Raw genomic sequence first — 17,846 nt, 5'->3', positions numbered from 1 at the left:
CGGCGGTGGCCCTGGGCTCAGCCCTTCAGCCGGGTGATCGTCGGCACGAGGTCTCCGTGTTCGGCGATACCCGCGGCCCAGAGATCGGCGCTCTTGGGCACCGTGGTGAAGCTCCGTACGACGATGTCCGGGGCGGAAGCCGTGTCCCACCGGTTGTTCCGCCCGTCCCACCGCAGGGCCACCGGAGCGGCGCCCTTACCGCCGACGGCCCAGAGTTCGCCGTTTGCCGCCTTGCCGACGGCGCGCAGCCGCCCGTCGGGCACGTTCGGCGTCGTGGCCGTGGTCCAGGCCGTGCCGTTCCAGTGCGCGGCGAAGGGACGTTCCGCGCTGCCGGACGTGCTGCCGCCGACCGCCCAGATGTCGTCGGCGGCGAACGCGGTGATGCCGCCGAGCCAGGTGTGGGAGTCCTCGGGGCCGGGCACGGTGACATGCTTCCAGCTGGTGCCGTCCCAGTGCAGCAGCAGTGCCGTCTGCGGTGACTTCGCGTCGGCGGCGTACGCGGTGCCGGCCGCCCAGATATCGTCCGGAGCGAGGGCGGTGACGCTGCTGAGTTCGCCCTTGCCGACATCGGGCAGGGTCTGCCGGTGCCAGCTCTTGCCGTCCCATGACTGGATGGCCGGGACTCCGTCCTTGACCGACCGGTTCATCGCCCGGCCCACCGTCCAGGCCTTCCCGTCGGACGTCGTCGTCACGGCGTCGGGAACGACCCGGCCGCCCGGGTCGCGGTCCAGTTGGTGGGTGGTCCAGTTGGTGCCGTCCCAGTGCACCGACGCGCTGCCCACCGCCCAGATATCGGAAGCCGTCCGGACGGCCAGGGCCTGCGGAAAGCTGTTCTCCGGCAGGGTGGACTCCTGGGCCCAGGACGTACCGTTCCAGCGCAGCGCGACGGCCTCGATAGCGGTGGCACTCTTCAGCCGGTAGCCCACCGCCCAGGCCTGTTGATCACTCAGCGCCGCTATCGCGGTGAGATCGCCCTTCACCACGGGCACCGGCGTCGTCTGCCACCGGTCGGCGCGTGACCCGGAGGATGCGGGGGACGAGTCGGGGGCGGTGTGGGACGAGGCAGCACTTGTCGTTGCCGCGGATGCGGCCGGTTCACCGTTGAGGCCGGTCAGCACCAGCGTTCCGGTGACCACGGTGGCGGCCAGTGCCGCCAGCAGCGGCACCCGGCCGGGACGCCGCCGGGGCAGGGAGGTACTCGAGGGCATACGGACTTCCTCTTGTCGGGGGGGCTCGGATCCGAGCGGCGGCGGCGACTGGGGAGCGCTCGACCGCCGGCTGTTCAGACCTTGGTAGTGATCACGAAGTCGAAGGTGCCGGTGTAGCCGCCGTCCTTCGGGCCGGTGAGGCCGATGGCGCAGGCGCGGTTGAGCAGCCGGTCGGCGGCGTTGAGGGCGGCGAAGTCCCTGCCGTACGCCTGAGTGTCGTCGGGGAAGTACAGCTGGGTGACGAGCACGGGACCGCCCGACGCCTGCACCTGCGTGTGGATATGCGGTGCCCGTTGGCCCCAACGGCCCCAGTAGTCCCGGGGAATGATCGTCTGAAGCCGATAGCCGCCCCTGCTGTCCGTGTACTGATGCCCGCGGAGCGAGAACCCCGAAGTGTCGTAGTCGCCGTTCTGATCGCACTGCCAGAACTCGATGAGTGTTTCGGGCAGCGGTGTGCAGGCGGTGTCGTACACGACTCCGCTGAGGTCGAGCCGTACTCCGCGAGTCGCCGGCGTGATCAGATCGCCGCGTGCGGGGGAGTTGGGCTTGAACAGCGGGCCCTCGATGGACGCCGGGGTTTCCTGGCCCGAGCAGGCCGGGGTGACGGCGAGGGGGAGCGCCGCTCGGCGTGGCGACGAGGGCCGGCCCGTCTCCGCGGCCTCGGCCGCAGGGCCTGCCACGGAAGCCACGCCCGCCCCCAGCGCGACCGAAGTCACGCCGACGGAAGTGGATCGGATGAAGGACCTCCTCGAACTTCCCTGCTCGCTGCCTGCCCGTGACGGGGGCTGCGGGCCGGTCGCAGCCCCCGGGCTCGTATCGTCGGCGTACCGCATCGCATCTCCTTGCCGGAAGGAACTCGTTGACGGGGCACCCCACGGGTGTGGGTCGTCCTTGACGGCCGGGTCAGCGATGATGACGTGACGAACGGCTGACGATGACTGTCCTCGGCGGTGTCCTGGTGACAGTCATGCCTGTGACGCCCACACCCCCTCCTGACGGACGTCCCTGTGCCGGACGGCCCTCAAGGGGATGGCGGAGGACCGCGGTACGGCCGCCCCACGTGAGGTGCGCTCTCCGGTTCAGCCTCCGGTGCCGCGCCAGTCCCCACATCGGTCGGATGACCGGTGAGTTGCGCGCGTGACGAAACCTCGGACGGGGGGCAGGGTCAGGGGCAGGGCCATGGCCACGGCCAGGGCCGTCGTCATGGCCGGGCCGGTGGGGGAGTCCCGCCGTAGCGGATTCATTCCCCGCAACGGTCCGGGCCTCGGAACCGCTCACAGGCGAGGAGTGTCAGCCCTGGGCGGTGGGCCGGACGACGATCTCGTTCACATCGACCGTGGCCGGCTGCTCGATCGCGAACGCGATGGCCCGGGCGATCGCCTCAGGCGGAATAGCGATCCGGTCCCGGGTCTCTGTGATCTGCGCTCTGACCTGCGGATTCGTCGATGCATCGGCGAAGTCGGTGCCCACTATGCCGGGCGAGACGGTGGTCACCCGCAGGGAGTCGCCGGCCTCCTGGCGCAGGCCTTCGCACAGGGCGCGCACCGCGAACTTCGTACCGGCGTAGACCGCCATGTTCGGCACGATGCGGAACGCGGCCGTGGACGCAGTGGTGATGAAGTGTCCGGCGCCCTGCGCCCGGAAGACCGGTAGCGCGGCGCCGATCCCGTGCAGCACACCCTTGACGTTGACGTCGACCATCCGGTCCCACTCGTCGACGCGCAGATCGTCGAGCGGCGAGATCGTACCGACCCCGGCATTGCTGATCAGCACGTCGAGCCGGCCGAATCGCTCACCGGCCAGCGCGACCAGGGCGTGCAGGTCGTCCCGCCGGGTCACGTCCGTGCGCGTCTGCACGGCCGAGCCACCCGCCTTCTCGATCCGGGCCACCAGATCCGCGAGCCGCTCGGACCGCCGTGCACCCAAAACGAGCCGCGCGCCTCGCTCGGCGAGCAGCAGAGCGGTCGCCTCGCCGATGCCACTGCTGGCCCCCGTGATCGCCACGACCTTGCCGTCGATCCCCGACCTGATGCCTGTTTCCGACATGATGACTTCCTCTTCTCTCTCGTTACCGCGGGTTCGGGCCGTTACCGGGGCCGGTCGTTACCGGGATCCGCGCAAGCGCCGGAACCCGTCCGTGCGCCAGGCGCTCCGGACGCCGGGATGAGTCCACCGGGATGAGCCGTCCACCGGCTCTCGGTGAGGGCTGCGACCCCCACTCAGACACCAGTCTGCGCCGGCTTTAGCCTGGTATACAGAGCGCGTTTATTCTGGAACCAGAGGTGCCATCCACCATGCCGAAACAGCCGGATCAACGCCGTGAGCTGAGTGCTTTCCTGCGCAGCCGCAGAGAGCGGATCACTCCCGGCGAGGTCGGTCTGCCGCAGACCGGTCGCCGCCGGACGCCGGGACTCCGCCGCGAGGAACTCGCACTGCTCGCCGGGATCAGCGCCACCTGGTACACCTACCTCGAACAGGGCCGGGACATCCGCGCCTCGGACCAGGTGCTCGACGCCCTCGCCTCGGCGCTTCGGCTCGACCGCTACGAACGCGGACACCTCTTCCAGCTCGCCGGTCACGCGCCGGCAGCCGAGGCTGAGGAACAGGAGCCGCTCGCTGCCGAGGTGGCGGCCGTCCCGCTGCTGATCCAGCCGCACCCGGCGTACATCATCGGCGGGAACTATGACGTGCTCAGCTACAACCAGGCGGCCGACGAACTGTTCCCGCAGCTCACCGCGGCCGCTGACCGACCGCCGAACTTCGCCCGCTGGGTGTTCCTCGAACCTGCGGCCCGGGACGTTCTGGTCGACTGGGAGCCCGAGGCGCGCGGCCTGCTCGCCCGGCTGCGCACGCTGGCCGGACGCCACCCCGGCGACCCCCGCTACACCCGGCTGATCGACGAGCTGAACGCGGGCAGCCCGGAAGTGCGTGACTGGTGGCCGCGATACGACGTACAGGCCCGGCGCGGCGGACGGAAACGGCTGCGACGCCCGGGACGCGGCACGATCGACTACGCGTATACCGCATTCCACCTGGCCGAACAGCCGGAACAGACACTGGTGATCTACTCCGACGAACCGGAATCGGTGGGCTGAGGCGGACTGGTTCCCGGCGACCGCGCAGAGCGCCGCGCCGGGTCTGCGTCTCGACCGGTTAATTCGATCGTGCGGCGGCGCGATGTCCGCTACACAGAAGCGGTGACTGATCCGTATCTGCTGCGTCCCGTGACCGATGACGAGTTCGCACCATGGGCCCGCATGGTCGCCAACACCTACAACGAGGACCGGTCCGACGAGGAACTGGCCGACAATCGAGCCACTGTTGAACTGGCGCGCACGATCGGTGCGTTCGACGGCGAAACCCCCGTCGGCGGCACCGCGGCCTACGCCCGCTGCCTGGCCGTCCCCGGCGCCGTCCTCCCGGTCGCGGGCGTCACCTGGGTCGGCGTGGCCGCCACCCACCGGCGCCGCGGCATCCTCACCGCGATGATGCGCAAGCAGCTCACCGACCTGCATGAGTGCGGCGGCGAGCCGATCGCTGTGCTCCGCCCCTCCGAAGCCGCCATCTACGGCCGCTTCGGTTACGGGCCCGCCACGCGCGGGGCCCAGCTCCAGTGTGAGAAGCGCTCGATGGTCTTCCGGCCCGGGACCGCATTCGGCGACGGGACCATCCGGCTCCTGGGCCGCGACGAGGCCCGTCCGTTGATCGAGAAGGTCTACGACCAGGTCCGCACCGGCGCGGTCGGCCGGCCCGACCGAACCGACCGCTCCTGGGACAGCCGCCTGTCCGACGAACCTGAGGCGCGTGCGGGCGCGACGTCTCTGCGCTTCGCCGTGCACCAGGATCCTGGCGGTCACATCACCGGGTACGCGCTCTACAGGATCAGGAGCGCAGTCGACGTCCTCGGCAACAACGCAAGCGCGGTGCAGGTCATGGAGTTCGAGACGACCTGCCACCAGGCGTACGCCGCGCTGTGGCGCTTCCTCGCCGGTATCGACCTCGTGCCATGGATCGGGTACGAGGCGGCGGTCGACGAGCCGCTGCCGCACCTGCTGACCGATCCCCGTGCGGTGCGCTCGACGCAAGTGGACCGGCTGTGGGTACGCCTGGTCGACGTCGACCGGGCGCTGGCCGGGCGCCGCTACGCAACGCCACTGGACCTCGTCCTGGACGTGGAAGACAGCTTCTGCCCCTGGAACACCGGGCGCTACCGGCTTCAGGCCGACGGCGACGAGGTCTCCTGCGAGCGCACCCATGACCCCGCCGATCTCCGGCTGACCTCAACCGAGTTGGGCGCTGCCTTCCTCGGCGGTACCACTCTCGCCTCCCTCGCGGTCGCCGGCCGAGTCAGCGAACTGCAACCGGGTGCCCTGGCCCGCGCAACGAGCGCCTTCCGCGGAGAGCGGGAACCGTTCTACCCGGGAGGTTGGGCGTTCCCCACCTACTGAGCCGCCGCGTCCATGGCTCTCTCCCGGCACTCGGAGGACCGGACGAGCCGGCCGGGCCGGGGGCGGCGGCCCGAGCCAGGCTCAGTTGCCGGGCTCGGGGTCTCCCGGCCGTCCCGCGACCCGGACGGCGATCTGCGTACGGGACCTGACCCCCAACTTGTCCCGCACCCGGTCCAGATGGGCGGCCACGGTGCTCTTGGAGAGGCCCAGATGGGAGGCGATCTGTTGATTGGTCATGCCCTCGGCGACGAGTTCGGCGACGGCCGACTCCCGCCCGGTCAGCGGGGGTTGGCCGATCGTGGCGGCCCGGCCACGGATCTCGTCGTGATCGCTGCCGTGGACCACGGAACGGACCTGAGTGCCGCGCAGCGCATACGCGAGCAGCCGCGCGCCGCGCAGTCGGCGGCCGGCCGCCATCGCCGCACTGACTCCGGACGGATGAACCCGCTCCTTGACCCGTGCCACGACCGACTCCACCTGACCCCACCAGTGCGCTTCCGGCTCCGTGTCGATCCGCCGCCGTATCGCGGCGGCCGCCGCGTACAGCCGTAACGACCGCTGTAGCTCCCCACGTTCGGCTGCCACCATGGCCAGCCCTTCCAGCGGATAGAGCGCATGAAAGCTCTCGCCGGCAGGCGTCTTGAGCAGCACCTCGGCGAACCGCCGCTCGGCGGCTGCCAAGTCGCCCTGCGCCAGCCGGATCGCTCCTGCGGTGTGCAGGGCGGCCGTCAACTGGTTTGCCGGGGCGCCCGCTTCCAGCTCGGGCAGGCACTCCTGCATCAGCCGCTCGGCCTCCTCGGTCCTGCCCGTCTGGAGCAGCGCCCAGGCCAGATGGTGCCGGCAGAGCGCGAGATCCAGCGGACGGCCGAGCGTACGGACCACAGCGAGGCACTCGGCGAAGACGGCGACGGCGTCGGCGAACTCGCCCCGGCACAGCCGAGCGGCCGCCAGCGCATCCAAGGCATTGGCCAGCCTGGCCGGATGCCGCCCCGCGCGCTCGACGGCGACGGCCTCCCGGGCGAGGTCGAGGGCCGCGGCATGGTCGTCCTGAAGACAGGCCGACCGCGCGGCCAGCGCCAGCGCCGCGCCCCGGTCCTCGCAGTCCTGCACCCGCTCCAGCACCCCCGACAACAGAGCGCGCGCGGACGTCAACTGCTCCTGCCGGTACTGCAATCGGGCCAGCGCGGACGCGAGCGGGACATGCCGTCCGTCGGCACGGGACGCGGCGTAGGCGACGGCCGCCGCGAGGTTCTCCTGCTCCTCGATGAGGGGACCCTCCGCGGTGTCGGGGAACGCCCCTGACGCGGCGGCGCCGGCAGCCTGCCCGGCCAGCCAGTCGAGCGCCCGGCTCCAGGTGTCGTGCAACTCCCCGGCTTCCGCGAGCCGGTCCATCCCATAGGCCCGGATGGCACTCAGCTGCCGGAACCTCGCCGCGCCCCGCGGCTCGTCCCCGCGTACCCGGACGATCAGGGACTTCGCCTCCAGCGCGCAGATCACGCGTAACACCTGTTCGGGACGTACGAGGTGGTGGGCGTCCGGGTGACCGATGCCGTCCGTGCGGGGGGCGATGTCGTGGGGGCCGACGATGTCGTGGGGAACTCTGTCCCCGGCCCCGGCCCCGTCACCGCCTCCCTCTCCGTCGGCGCAGACTGCGGCCGCTCCCTCCGCGTGGAAGCCGCCCCCGAGCACCGACAGCCGCCGGAACACCACTCTCTCCAACGGATCCAGCAGTCGATGGCTCCAGTCGATCGCCGCCCCCAACTCGCGATGCCGGCCCGGTCCGGTCCTGCTGCCATCGGTCAGCAGGGACAACTGGTCGTCCAGGCCGTGCAGGATGCCGGTCAGCGAGAGTGAGCCCGCGCGGCCCGCCGCCAGTTCGATGGCCAGGGGCAGCCCGTCCAGCCGTCGGCAGATCTCGGCCACGGTACGAGCCTCGCCGCGCCCGAGCTCGAACGTCGCGTCGCTCGTCCGGGCGCGCTCCAGGAACAGCCTGACCGCCTCCGAGCGCAGCAGCCCGGCCAGGTCGTGGTCCTCGCCTGTGGGCGTCAGCGACAGTTCGGCGACACGGAAGACGACCTCGCCGGGGACCCGTAGCGTCTCCCGGCTGGTGGCGAGAATTCGCAGTCGGGGGCAACGGGCGAGCAGCGTGGCAGCCAACTGTGCGCAGGCGTCGGCCAGATGCTCGCAATTGTCCAGCACGACCAGCATGGTGCGGGTGCCCAGCGCATGGACCAATGCCTCGACCCCTGCCCGGCCACCGCGCTCGCGCACCCCGAGGGCCGCGGCAAGAGCCTGCGGCAGCAGCTCGCCCTCTCGCAGTGAATCCAGCGCCACCCACTGCGCGCGGCCCGCCCGCGCGCCCCGCACACTGCCGGCGAGCTCCAGTGCCAGGCGTGTCTTGCCCACTCCGCCGGGTCCGGTCAGCGTCAGCAGTCGCGAGGACCTCAGCAGCGTACGTAACCGGGACAGCTCTCGCTCGCGCCCCACGAAGGCATCGAGCGAGGGCGGCAGCCCACGACCTGCCGGCTCCGCCTGCGCCGGGGCGTGCCGCTCCGCGCGCTGCCGGAACGCGCGTTGCCGACAGGCACGGGAGCAGTACCGCGCGGGCCGGCCGCCCGGAGCCTTGCCGCCGCTTGTCGCCCGTGAGGGCGTCGGGAGCGGCGCACCACATGCTTCACATCCCTGCGACTTCGCCACACCAGGCATCCTGCCTAACACGCGGCACTCGCACCAGCGTTGCTCTCCGGCACCGTCCGGGATCCGCCCAGCCGCACGCAGCTGTCTCAGTCGACGAGATCGACGCGGAACGTATGCGCACCCGAACCTGCGGATGCGCCTGGGCTGTCAGAGTTCGTGGCCCCCTGGCTTTCCGCTCTCCCACGGCACGACGACGACTTGCTCACTGTCCTCATAAATGATCTTCCCGGGGTTGGTGGACTCGACCCGCTCGCAGCTCACGTCATGCACCGCCAGGATCTCCAAGTAGTCCTCCACCCGGTCGATGAGATGCACCGCGGTGGCCTTGAACCACGCCACCGCTCCCGGGTTGAGGTCGTGATCGTAGATCGTGGGGTCGATGTGCGACGGGTTGGTGTAGTTGGCGTCATACCAGTCGTTGCCGGCGCGCCAGAGGCGGTACTGCTCGTCGCTCAACGTTCCTTGCCGGGCAAGGTTGTTGGCGAGGCCGAAGACGCCGGGGAAGTGGCCCCTCGGACTGCGCCGGGTCCCCTGAAACCTTACGTACAACGCCTCACCCACGAGAAGTCCTCCAGCTGATGTGTCGGGAAGGAAGCTGACCGGCCACGGCCCAAGCAGTCGCCGGGCTCATCTTCGTCGAGGAAGCAGCGGCGCCTCATGCTTCTTCGCCGATTTGGGATCCCGCCATGTCACCCCCCCCATGTCACCCCATGTCGGCTCCCGCCATGTCGCTACGGTGGCGTGCGCGGGGCCCAACTGGAGGCCGTGGCGGGGCAGATGGGTGTCAACCCCGGGTTGACGACCCCTAGCTGTCAACCTAGGGTTGCCCCCATGGTGAATCCCCTTCGCATGACCCATTCGGTCCGGCTCGACGACCTGATCGAAGCCATCAAAAAGGTCCACTCCGATGAACTGGAACAACTCTCCGACGCGGTGATCGCCGCGGTTCACCTCAGCGATGTGGCGGACCACCTGATCGGTCACTTCGTGGATCAGGCGCGGCGCTCGGGCGCGTCATGGACGGACATCGGCAAGAGCATGGGGGTGACCAGGCAAGCGGCACAGAAGCGCTTCGTTCCCAAGGCTTCCGGCGAACCGTCAGGCCTCGACCCCAGCCAGGGTTTCGGCCGGTACACCGACCGGGCGAGAAACGTGGTGGTGTCGGCGCAGAACGAAGCCCGTGCCGCAGGCAACGACGAGATCCGGCCCGAGCACTTGGTGCTGGGGCTCCTGTGGGAGCCGGACGGACTCGCCGCACGGGCGATCACCGCGCAGGATGTGCCGCTGGACGCCGTGCGCCAGGCAGTGGCCAGGGTGCTGCCGCCGGCGGTCGACGAACTGCCCGAACTCGTCCCGTTCGATGCCGCTGCGCGGAAGGTACTGGAACTCACCTTCCGGGAAGCCCTGCGCTTGGGCCACAACTACGTCGGGACGGAGCACATACTGCTCGCGCTGCTGGAACTTGAGGACGGTGCAGGCGTACTCACCGGCCTCGGTGTCGACAAGGCGACCTCCGAAGCCCACATCGGCAGCGCCGTCGCCGCCATCCTTGCCGCCCACGAGCAGAAGAACCCTTGAGCGGCGCTGAGCCCGTTCCTGCCTCAGGCTGACGCGAGGCGGAGGGCGAGAATCGCTTGGACGGCGATGGCGGTGATGCGGGTGGTGCCGCATCGGGGTTTGCGTAGAAGGCGCCAGTTCTTGACGAGCGCGCGGAGGCTCCTGGCTGGACAGCTGATCTCGATAATCACCCGCCCACCAGGAGCCTCTCCATATCTGGACACCGTCGCCTCTGCGCTCAACTCCCGCTGTATACCGTCAGGTTGAAGCCACTGTCCGTTCCGGAGTCCAAAGTGGGCTCGCGCTGCTGATCAGCCGTCCGTGGCGGGCGAGGCGGGGCCGTGCTCGGCCTGCGTGGCTCCGCGGGACGCGGCAACCGCGAGGTCGTCGCGCGTCGAACGCCGTACCCTCACCGCTCGCAGCCCCAGGAACACCAGCAGCCCGAAGGGCGACAGCAGGATGGTGAAGACCAGCAGGGGCCCCATCAGCAGGGCGGGGATCTTGAGCCGTCTGGCCTCCCGGTACATCCACTGCCCGATGAGCAGATCCCAGGCGATGACCTGCGACCAGATGGCTCCCGCGCCGTCCGCGAGTGCCGTCAGTTCGCGGAAGGTGCCGAGGTCCGGGCTGCTGACCGCGGTCCAGAGTTCGGGGAACACCGGGACGGCGAGCGCGAGATAGACGAGCAGTACGGGGACCACGGTCAGCGGTGACCCGGCGATGCGGGCGGTCGGGCCCCAGCCGGGGGCGAAGATCATGAGCAGCCAGACGGGTGCGGCCAGCCAGAAGGAGAGCTCGAAGAGGGATTCGGTCATGACGCGAGTTCCTTCGAGGCACGGACGTCCGAGGCGCTGACGTCTTCAGTAATTGTCTTGCCTGCAAGGGGAGTGGGGGCTCGAAGGGATCCGTATGTCCCGAGAATGACGGACACCAGGATCAGGCCGGCCACCCCCAGCGTCATGCCGTCCGGCTGGATCAGCGGCTGACCCCGCAGCGCCTGCCAGAGGAGCAGAGCGAAGGCGGCGGCGTACACGCCCGAGGCGAGCAGCACCAGGCGCAACCGGACCCGGTGGTCGGCAAGGCGGGCGAAGCGTGGCGCGAGGGCGGTCAACACCATGACCAGCAGCGGCAGGAGTTGCAGGGCATGCATGCCGACGAAGTGCGGGATCCGCAGATCTCCGCCGGTCGTCGACCAGCCGGTCAGCGGCATGGAGGGGCCGCCGTCCGGCACGCCCACGCTGTGCGCGCCGACCACCTTGGAGACGCCACGCCGCTGCCCCGGCGCGGGCTGTGTCATCAGGAAGCCGACGGCAGCCCCGGCCAGCGCCAGGACGATGCCGGAGCGCATTGCCCAGGCGGACGCACGGTCGGCGATTCGGGCGCGGAGCAACAGCACGGCGACGGCGAGCGTGCCGAGCCACAAGATGACGACCGTGACGGCCATCGCGTTGAACAGCGCTTCGTCGAAGGGCGTTTCGTGGTTGAAGTGGCTGCGCTTTCCGCGCATCACCTGCCCGGCGATGATCACCATCTCGACGAGGCCGGCCAGCGCGACGACCGTCCCAGCCCACCAGCCCACGCGCCGGCCTCGGGGGAGAAGCGACAGCATCCAGGCCAGGGAGAGGCAGTACGCCACGAAGGAGACCGAGAACTTGAACGGCTTGAACCAGATCGGCGCGCCCACCAGCACGCGGTCGTCGGCGACGAGCCCCACGGCTGATACGGCCGCCATCACCACCATTGCCGCCGAGAACAGCACCAGCGGCCGATGCCACGACCGCCATGGAGCCGAAGACCACCACGACGGCACGGACCGCGAAGACGGAAGTAACGAAAACATGGATAACCCCCCTCATGGATAGCAGCACTATCTGCTATCTGATAGCCCAACTATCTATGATGGAGGCGAAGCTGGCAAGGCCGGCGAGGTGAACAGGGCGAAGGTCAAGGAGTGAACCGGCAGTGCGCATCGGAGAGTTGAGCCGAACCACCGGAGTGTCGGTGCCGACGATCAAGTACTACGTCCGTGAAGGGCTGCTGCCTCCGGGTGAGCTGACCAGCCCGAATCAAGCGACCTACGGCGAGGCGCACGAGCGCCGGCTGCGGCTCATCCGCGCCCTGCTCGATGTGGGCGGCATGAAGGTGGCCGAAATCGCGGACGTACTGACCGCCATCGACGATCCGGCGCGTCCGCTGCACAAAGTGCTCGGTGTCGCCGCGGATCGCCTCGGCGACGCAAGTGTCGAGCACGACGAGCCCGAGTCGGCGGCCGCGCATGCCGTCGTCGCCGAGCTCATCTCCCGGCGTGGCTGGCAGACGCACGAGTCGGACCCCGCCGCGGCCGATCTGTCCAAGGCCCTTGCCTCCATGGCCCGGTTGGGGCACGAAGCGTTCGTCGAGGTGCTCGACGACTACGCCGACGCGGCCGAGCAGGTCGCCCGCGCCGACCTCGCGTACGTGGACCGGCGGGTGTCGGTCGAGGACATGGTGGAGAGCGTGGTGATCGGAACCGTACTGGGTGAGGCGGTGTTCAGCGCGCTGCGCAGGCTGGCCCATGTGGACGCCTCGGCGAAGCTGTACGGCGCGGAGGGGCCGCCGGAGCAGAAGACGAACTGACCCGACACAAGTCCCGACACAAGTGGGGAAAGGCTCACTGTCGGAACTGCCTGTGCCGGCGGCGGAATCCATCGGTTTTCGGCGACCTGCTGCCGCTCGGGTAATTCAGCTCACCCTCCCGAAGCAGTCTCATCTGCACGGGGTCCGGGTGCTCGGTGTGCAGGTCGCCACATCACGGGCGAATGGATTTCGGGGTTCCGCCGGGAGGGAGAGCGGGCAGGATGCCGTAGTCCAGTAGTGCAAGTCCGAACTAACGTGGCACGTGAGACCGAGCAAGAGCAGGAAAGGCCTACGCGAAACGGACGTTCCCTCATCAACGGTCTCAGGCGCGGGGTGATCTTTGCGTGGTCGCCGCGCTCATGACACGATGTCCAGCGCCGCACGGGGGAGCGGCGGACGAGTGGGGACAACCTCCCTTAGTGCACCGAGTATTCCACTGCGGTGCTCCCTACTTCCCAGGGCGGCGAGAACCTACCAAGCCGCAATCCAAGAATCACAAGGGAACGGGACACTGACATGACTACTTCCACGCACACCTCCAGCCCCACCCCGATCTATGAAGAGCTCGTCGAGGAGCACGGAGATATCCTCGCCGAAGCCCGCGAGGCCGCCGAGCGTTCCCAGCAGACGGCGTCCCAAGCGCTCGACTGGAGTGACCTGCGCCGCCGGCATTGATATCTGCGGACGTCGCGCCGGGACCGTGGTGAGCGATTCCGGCGGGGGAGTGGCATCGGGCAGCAATTGCCGGCCGGCTCATTCCGTCCGGGGGAAAGCCTCCACCAGCCGTGTCGGAGCAGCTTGCTTCCAGGAGTCCACGAGGATGTCCCGCAGCTCGTCCATGTCCTCCAGCTCGGCGAGCCGCACCCGCACCCAGGCGGAGCCGGCCTCGTGCGGCGGCACCCAGAACTTTCTAGGTTCCGCGGCGATCAACTCCTGCCGCTCATGTATCGGGCATCTCACGGCGAACGACGTCTCATCGTCGGGGATCGTGATGAACATCTTTCCGGCGACCCGGAACGTGGGCATCTCCCAGGCTTCCTTCTCCACCGTCTCGGGGAGGGAAAGGGCGATACGGCGGACATCAGCGGAATCGATCACGCTCACCAGCTTAGACACACAGGGAATGAGCTGACAGGCTTCCCCGCACACAAGCTTCCTCGGGCCTCCCAGCCCTTCCTCGGGCATCCCGCACGGTGAAGCCATGGCGCCGTTGGAGGCCGCGGCGCCCCCCGCCGGACGGTACGGAGCCCACGTCCAGGGCCCGCCAATCCTTTCCTCCTCGGCCCTGCTCGGCCAAGAGCCGCCGCCCTCCTTGCTCAAGGGGCGGAGTGCGTACCTTTGTCCCGGATCAGATTCTCGACATGGTCAAAGCGCGCGTGCAGCATGCGCAGTTCCGAACGCATCGCCTCCGCGTCCTCGCGTGCGTGGTTTCCCACCGACTTGCCCAGGCGGATCATGTCCTGCTCCGCGTGGCCGACGAACCAGGTGGCGAGGGCCGCCGTGATGACGCCGAACGCCGTAATGGCGCTGAGCATCAAGAAGGAAGCAATGACGCGGCCCCACAGGGTGACCGGATAGAAATCCCCGTAACCCACTGTGGTAGCGGTCTCGATCGACCACCACAATGCCCTCGGGTAGGACGTGATATTGGCGTGTGGCGCGCCGGATTCGGCGACCACGACCAGCGCGGCACCCCCGAGAAGTACCGCGGTCATGACGACGGTGACCCAGAGCGCCGCTTGTGCATGGAGTCGGCGCCACGATTCATTGCCGAAGAGGCGATTCAGTACGGACAAGAGAAATGACGGCACCAACGGGCGTCACCTTCCACTGCGGGCGGGCCTGGTGGGCAAGCAGCCTTTTAGTCATCGCTGACATTGCTGACATTAACAGGGCCCAAGGCAATGCCCGGATATGTGGAGGGCGATGACGCGTCTGGCGTTCCTCCACCGTCTATTCATCCGCCGTCCACTCATCGACACTTTTCGCTCACTTCGACGGCGGACTCCGGCGCGGTCCGGCGGGCGTATCGCCGCGCACGGCGTGCAAGTAGAGCGCCAGCGTGTCGCGCGTGAAGTACGAGCTGTAGGAGACGTCCGGGAAGTCGCCCCCGGTGTGGTAGCCGCCGATGACGCCGATCAGAGCGTAACCGGTGAAGTCCCGTACCAGAAAGGGCCCGCCGGAGGTGCCGCCGATATAGCCCGCGCAGGCGATCTCCAGAAAGTCGCCGGGGGCGGCCGGGTCGGTACTGGTGTACCGGTGCGTGGCGGAGGCGCAGTCCAGGGGCTTGGGGTGGCTGGTGTCGCTGTTGCCGGGGTAACCGATGAGCCGTACTTTCCGGTGGTCATATCCCGGGTACGGCAGGAGGTCGAAGCCACCGGTGACCGTCTCCACCTCGGCTCCGTCCTCCCGCGCCGCGAGCCGTACCACCGCGTAGTCCCAGCGGGCGCCCGCGTTCGTTCCGAGGTCGTAGTACCGCTGGTCGAGGTAGATGCGGTCGACCGGATAGATCCCGTGCGGCTTCAGGCCGTCGTGATACTGCGGCACGAACGACAGATGCCGTTTCGGGTCGGGGGAGCGGAGACAGTGTGCGGCACTGACCACGAGGTCGCGGTGCGGGCTGCGCACGACCGTCCCGCCGCAGAACCGGCCGGTGCTGCTGCCGTCCGTCCAGAAGAAGGTTCCCACCTGGGGGAGGCCGTCGAACGGGTGGCTCGGTGGAGTGGGTCCCGCTGCCGGGGGCGGCGTCTTCGCACTCCTGGTCACGACGGCCGGTTCCGCTGCCCTCATCCGCTGCGGGCTCCAGTACGAGTCGGCCGACGCGGCCGGGCGGCCGGAGCCGCCCGGTGCAGCCGCCGCGTGCGCAGGTGGTCCGGGCGGGAGGGTGAGCGCGAGTCCGAGAAGCAGAGGGGTGAGCAGCAGGGTGAAGCGGCCGCGTGCAGCAATCGGTCTGCTCATGATCCGGGTCCTCCCCAGGGCACGGCGTACGGAACGGGAGACAGATGCGAGGCGAGCGAGCCATGGTCCTACGCCGGGGAGGCGGATGGCGAGAGGCCGGGCCGGAATTCCCGCTGGTGGTGGAGCGGGTGGGCGCCGAGTGGGCAGTGGGATGCCCGTGACGGGTCCGCCGGTGGCTGCCGGGGGTCGGCCATGGCTCCGGGCATCCCGACCACGTTCAGGCCGAGAGCAGCCCCGCCAGCCGCAGTACCGCGTCCAGCCCTCGTAGCGAACCGGGAGCGGCTCCCGCAGGAAGCACATAGGAACGCAGGCCCGCCCCTGCCGCGCCGCCGTCCTTGGCGGGATGGTCCCCCACCATGAGCGTCTCGGACGGATCCGCGCCCAGCTCCCGGCAGGCGTGGTGGAACAGCAACGGGTCGGGCTTCTCCGTGTGGTGCTCGTAGGAGTGCACCCAGGCCGAGATGAACCGGTCGAGGCCGTGGTGGGCGAAGGTGGCCCGCAGGTCCCAGCCGACGTCGCTCACCACTCCCAGGGGGAGGCCGCTTTGGGTGAGGCGGGCGAGCGTGGACGCGGTGTCCGCGTAGGGCAGCCACTGCTCGGGGGCCCGCAGCTGTTCGTAGAGCGCCTCGGCGCAGGGAGCGAGCTCGGGGACCGAGGCGTACCAAGTGGTGAAGGCGTGCCGGTGGGCCTTCGAGGAGACGTCCCGCGCACGTTGGGCTTCGACGACGTCAGGGTGGGACAGGTTGGCTTCCAGCCCGTTCAGCAGACGGTCCATCATCGCGTCGTCCACCGGCTCGGCGAGTGCTGTCCGGATCCTGTCCTCGTACGCTCCTATCTGGAACAGCGTGCCGGAGAAGTCGAAGAGTACGGCGCGAACGGCGGCCGGGCGCCGTGCTACCGAGGCGGCTGTGACGCGGAGGGGGCCTTCGGGACCGCAGACAGGGACGAAGCTCATGCGTTCTTCCTATCGCACTGTCGCAGTTCCGGTCGTGGGGTTGCGCACACCGCCGCGGTACGGCGAAGGCTTTAGCCGTACGGCAAAGGCCTCCGCCGTACCGCGAAGTGCGCAGCCCTCCGCTTTCCCGCCGACTTCGGTCAGTGCGCGGGCAGATGCCGGGCGAAGAAGGAGTGCACGTAGCCGCGCAGGAGGGGAACCGACACGGCGGGGTCGATGGCGCCGACCAGCTTGTTCCGGTTGTCGGCGGTCATCAGGCCGGCGGATTGCAGCTGGGGGGCGATGGTGGCGTAGTCGGTGAACACCCCGTGTGTGGCGTGGTCGAGCTGACGCCGGCGGGTGCGGCCGTGCGGATGGGCGAGCATCGCCGACCAGGAACGTTCCAGTTCCTTCTGGTAGCGGAAGCCATCCGTGCCCAGCAGGAGCAGCGGCCGGTCCACCCCGTACCGGGCGACCGGGTACAGCTTCCCTTCCCGGCCGGGCGCCTCCGGTGGATGGTCCAGAAACCCTTCCAGGTTGACCGCCGCGACGATGCGTCGGTCCTCGTACATCGCCTGGGCCGCGGTGGTGCCGCCGGCCGAGTGCCCGTAGACGCCCGTCCGCCGCAGATCCAGCGCACGACCGAGGCCGTGCGGCAGCGGGCGTCCCTCCGCGTCCGGGTTTCGCCCGGCTGCCAGCGCTTCCAGCTGGTTCAGCACGAAGCGGGCGTCCGCGATCCGGGTGTCGATCAGGCGGCGGAAGAGTGCCGGATCCGCCCGGGGGTCTCCTCTGAGGACGGTGGTGCGGACCTTTTTCCTCCCCTTCATCCGGTGCGGGAACTCGACCTCACTGGCATCGCCGGGGTGGTCGATGGTGACGACCATGTAGCCGTGGCTCGCCAGCGCTTCGGCGAGACCGGTGCCCAGGGTGCGCGGGTCGCCGCCTCCCGGGCTGTACAGCAGTACCGGTCGTCGCGCGGGCAGTGCGGGCGCCCCCATGTGGGAATGGGTGGTGGTGGCCGCCCAGTTCACCCCGCGGGTCGGCAACTCCCTGTGGAAGAGGGGATCGACATGCGGGAGAGTCTTCGCGGCGCCCTCGGTCATCTGCGGTGCGACCGGGTAGCCGCGGACGGTGCGGGCCGGATAGAACACCGTGACCATCACTTCCCGAACGGGGAGCGGCTCCCATGGGTCGCGCCTGGAGCGATCCACCAGGTGCAGTGTGGTGACCCCGGTCGGGTGCGGTCCGGTGGGTGCCGGCAACCGTACGGTGACCTCGCCGGCGGGTTGCGCCTGTCCGGACTGCGCCTGTGCGGGGTGTTCCTGGGGTCGTGCTTGTGCGGGTCGCGCCTGCGCGGGGTGTGCCTGCGCGCGCCCGGCGCCCGCGAACAGCATCGCGGCCGCCAGTACCGCTGACTTGGTGACGGTT

Annotated in this window: 17 protein-coding genes; 5 read left to right on the top strand and 12 right to left on the bottom strand. The window is 69.5% G+C overall.

Going from position 1 to position 17,846, the window contains the following annotated elements:
- Positions 1-17: 17 nt before the first annotated feature.
- From M8I34_RS02145 to M8I34_RS02135, 3 genes are all read right to left on the bottom strand, one after another.
- Positions 18-1,208 (bottom strand): hypothetical protein, encoded by a 1,191-nt coding sequence (locus tag M8I34_RS02145; protein ID WP_250047591.1) that lies wholly within the window; start codon positions 1,206-1,208, stop codon positions 18-20.
- 74 nt (positions 1,209-1,282) lie between these two features.
- Positions 1,283-1,888, bottom strand: a complete 606-nt coding sequence (locus M8I34_RS02140; protein ID WP_250047590.1) for a dioxygenase — start codon at positions 1,886-1,888, stop codon at positions 1,283-1,285.
- A gap of 610 nt (positions 1,889-2,498) precedes the next feature.
- Positions 2,499-3,254 (bottom strand): SDR family oxidoreductase, encoded by a 756-nt coding sequence (locus M8I34_RS02135; protein WP_250047589.1) that lies wholly within the window; start codon positions 3,252-3,254, stop codon positions 2,499-2,501.
- Positions 3,255-3,502: 248 nt separating this feature from the next.
- Between M8I34_RS02135 and M8I34_RS02130 the strand changes: the two genes are divergently transcribed.
- Complete coding sequence (locus M8I34_RS02130; protein WP_250047588.1) at positions 3,503-4,303, top strand: helix-turn-helix transcriptional regulator; 801 nt, start codon at positions 3,503-3,505, stop codon at positions 4,301-4,303.
- A gap of 102 nt (positions 4,304-4,405) precedes the next feature.
- A complete protein-coding gene (locus tag M8I34_RS02125) occupies positions 4,406-5,656 on the top strand; it encodes a GNAT family N-acetyltransferase (RefSeq protein WP_250047587.1) in 1,251 nt (416 codons plus the stop codon).
- 81 nt (positions 5,657-5,737) lie between these two features.
- On the opposite strand, the gene M8I34_RS02120 is transcribed toward M8I34_RS02125, so the two are convergent.
- The gene (locus M8I34_RS02120; protein WP_250047586.1) at positions 5,738-8,143 is read right to left on the bottom strand and encodes a LuxR C-terminal-related transcriptional regulator; all 2,406 of its coding nucleotides are present in this window, start codon (positions 8,141-8,143) and stop codon (positions 5,738-5,740) included.
- A 357-nt stretch (positions 8,144-8,500) separates the two neighbouring features.
- Positions 8,501-8,809: a hypothetical protein gene (locus M8I34_RS02115; protein WP_308371767.1), complete on the bottom strand. Its 309-nt coding sequence runs from the start codon at positions 8,807-8,809 to the stop codon at positions 8,501-8,503.
- Between the two features lie 375 nt (positions 8,810-9,184).
- Here M8I34_RS02115 and M8I34_RS02110 point away from each other — a divergent pair, with 375 nt between their 5' ends.
- A complete protein-coding gene (locus M8I34_RS02110; RefSeq protein ID WP_250047584.1) occupies positions 9,185-9,931 on the top strand; it encodes a Clp protease N-terminal domain-containing protein in 747 nt (248 codons plus the stop codon).
- Positions 9,932-10,221: 290 nt separating this feature from the next.
- On the opposite strand, the gene M8I34_RS02100 is transcribed toward M8I34_RS02110, so the two are convergent.
- Together M8I34_RS02100 and M8I34_RS02095 are read right to left on the bottom strand one after the other, a co-directional pair.
- A complete protein-coding gene (locus tag M8I34_RS02100) occupies positions 10,222-10,725 on the bottom strand; it encodes an ABA4-like family protein (protein ID WP_250047583.1) in 504 nt (167 codons plus the stop codon).
- Positions 10,722-11,651, bottom strand: coding sequence for a hypothetical protein (locus tag M8I34_RS02095; RefSeq protein ID WP_250047768.1), 930 nt, complete (start codon positions 11,649-11,651; stop codon positions 10,722-10,724). Before M8I34_RS02095 ends, M8I34_RS02100 begins: the two co-directional genes overlap by 4 nt.
- Before the next feature lie 221 nt (positions 11,652-11,872).
- Here M8I34_RS02095 and M8I34_RS02090 point away from each other — a divergent pair, with 221 nt between their 5' ends.
- Both M8I34_RS02090 and M8I34_RS02085 read left to right on the top strand, forming a co-directional pair.
- Positions 11,873-12,526: a MerR family transcriptional regulator gene (locus M8I34_RS02090; protein ID WP_250047582.1), complete on the top strand. Its 654-nt coding sequence runs from the start codon at positions 11,873-11,875 to the stop codon at positions 12,524-12,526.
- Positions 12,527-13,042: 516 nt separating this feature from the next.
- Positions 13,043-13,201: a hypothetical protein gene (locus tag M8I34_RS02085; protein ID WP_199812690.1), complete on the top strand. Its 159-nt coding sequence runs from the start codon at positions 13,043-13,045 to the stop codon at positions 13,199-13,201.
- Between the two features lie 78 nt (positions 13,202-13,279).
- Here the strand turns inward: M8I34_RS02085 and M8I34_RS02080 are convergent, their stop codons facing one another.
- The 5 genes from M8I34_RS02080 to M8I34_RS02060 form a co-directional block, all read right to left on the bottom strand.
- Entirely contained in the window at positions 13,280-13,624 is a 345-nt protein-coding gene (locus M8I34_RS02080; protein WP_250047581.1) for an MmcQ/YjbR family DNA-binding protein, read from the bottom strand.
- 218 nt (positions 13,625-13,842) lie between these two features.
- Positions 13,843-14,340 carry a potassium channel family protein gene (locus M8I34_RS02075; protein ID WP_250047580.1) on the bottom strand — a complete coding sequence of 166 codons (498 nt, stop codon included), beginning with the start codon at positions 14,338-14,340 and terminating at the stop codon, positions 13,843-13,845.
- Positions 14,341-14,515: 175 nt separating this feature from the next.
- A complete protein-coding gene (locus M8I34_RS02070) occupies positions 14,516-15,484 on the bottom strand; it encodes a serine protease (RefSeq protein ID WP_250047579.1) in 969 nt (322 codons plus the stop codon).
- 217 nt (positions 15,485-15,701) lie between these two features.
- Positions 15,702-16,439, bottom strand: a complete 738-nt coding sequence (locus tag M8I34_RS02065; protein ID WP_250047578.1) for an HAD family hydrolase — start codon at positions 16,437-16,439, stop codon at positions 15,702-15,704.
- Positions 16,440-16,579: 140 nt separating this feature from the next.
- On the bottom strand, positions 16,580-17,812 hold the full coding sequence (locus M8I34_RS02060; protein ID WP_284049860.1) for an alpha/beta hydrolase: 1,233 nt from the start codon (positions 17,810-17,812) through the stop codon (positions 16,580-16,582).
- Positions 17,813-17,846: the final 34 nt, after the last annotated feature.

The organism is Streptomyces sp. MCA2 (assembly GCF_023544705.1).
Lineage (GTDB): Bacteria > Actinomycetota > Actinomycetes > Streptomycetales > Streptomycetaceae > Streptomyces > Streptomyces decoyicus.
Note: the sequence above shows the minus strand (reverse complement) of the source record. Positions and strands in the feature narration are given on the sequence as shown.

What these genes read in the sequence shown, in the direction of transcription:
- M8I34_RS02145 (WP_250047591.1), bottom strand. Translation starts at nt 1,208, where the DNA reads ATGCCCTCGAGTACCTCCCTGCCCCGGCGGCGTCCCGGCCGGGTGCCG.
- M8I34_RS02135 (WP_250047589.1), bottom strand. Translation starts at nt 3,254, where the DNA reads ATGTCGGAAACAGGCATCAGGTCGGGGATCGACGGCAAGGTCGTGGCG.
- M8I34_RS02130 (WP_250047588.1), top strand. Translation starts at nt 3,503, where the DNA reads ATGCCGAAACAGCCGGATCAACGCCGTGAGCTGAGTGCTTTCCTGCGC.
- M8I34_RS02110 (WP_250047584.1), top strand. Translation starts at nt 9,185, where the DNA reads ATGGTGAATCCCCTTCGCATGACCCATTCGGTCCGGCTCGACGACCTG.
- M8I34_RS02100 (WP_250047583.1), bottom strand. Translation starts at nt 10,725, where the DNA reads ATGACCGAATCCCTCTTCGAGCTCTCCTTCTGGCTGGCCGCACCCGTC.
- M8I34_RS02095 (WP_250047768.1), bottom strand. Translation starts at nt 11,651, where the DNA reads ATGGTGGTGATGGCGGCCGTATCAGCCGTGGGGCTCGTCGCCGACGAC.
- M8I34_RS02085 (WP_199812690.1), top strand. Translation starts at nt 13,043, where the DNA reads ATGACTACTTCCACGCACACCTCCAGCCCCACCCCGATCTATGAAGAG.
- M8I34_RS02070 (WP_250047579.1), bottom strand. Translation starts at nt 15,484, where the DNA reads ATGAGCAGACCGATTGCTGCACGCGGCCGCTTCACCCTGCTGCTCACC.
- M8I34_RS02065 (WP_250047578.1), bottom strand. Translation starts at nt 16,439, where the DNA reads ATGAGCTTCGTCCCTGTCTGCGGTCCCGAAGGCCCCCTCCGCGTCACA.
- M8I34_RS02060 (WP_284049860.1), bottom strand. Translation starts at nt 17,812, where the DNA reads ATGCTGTTCGCGGGCGCCGGGCGCGCGCAGGCACACCCCGCGCAGGCG.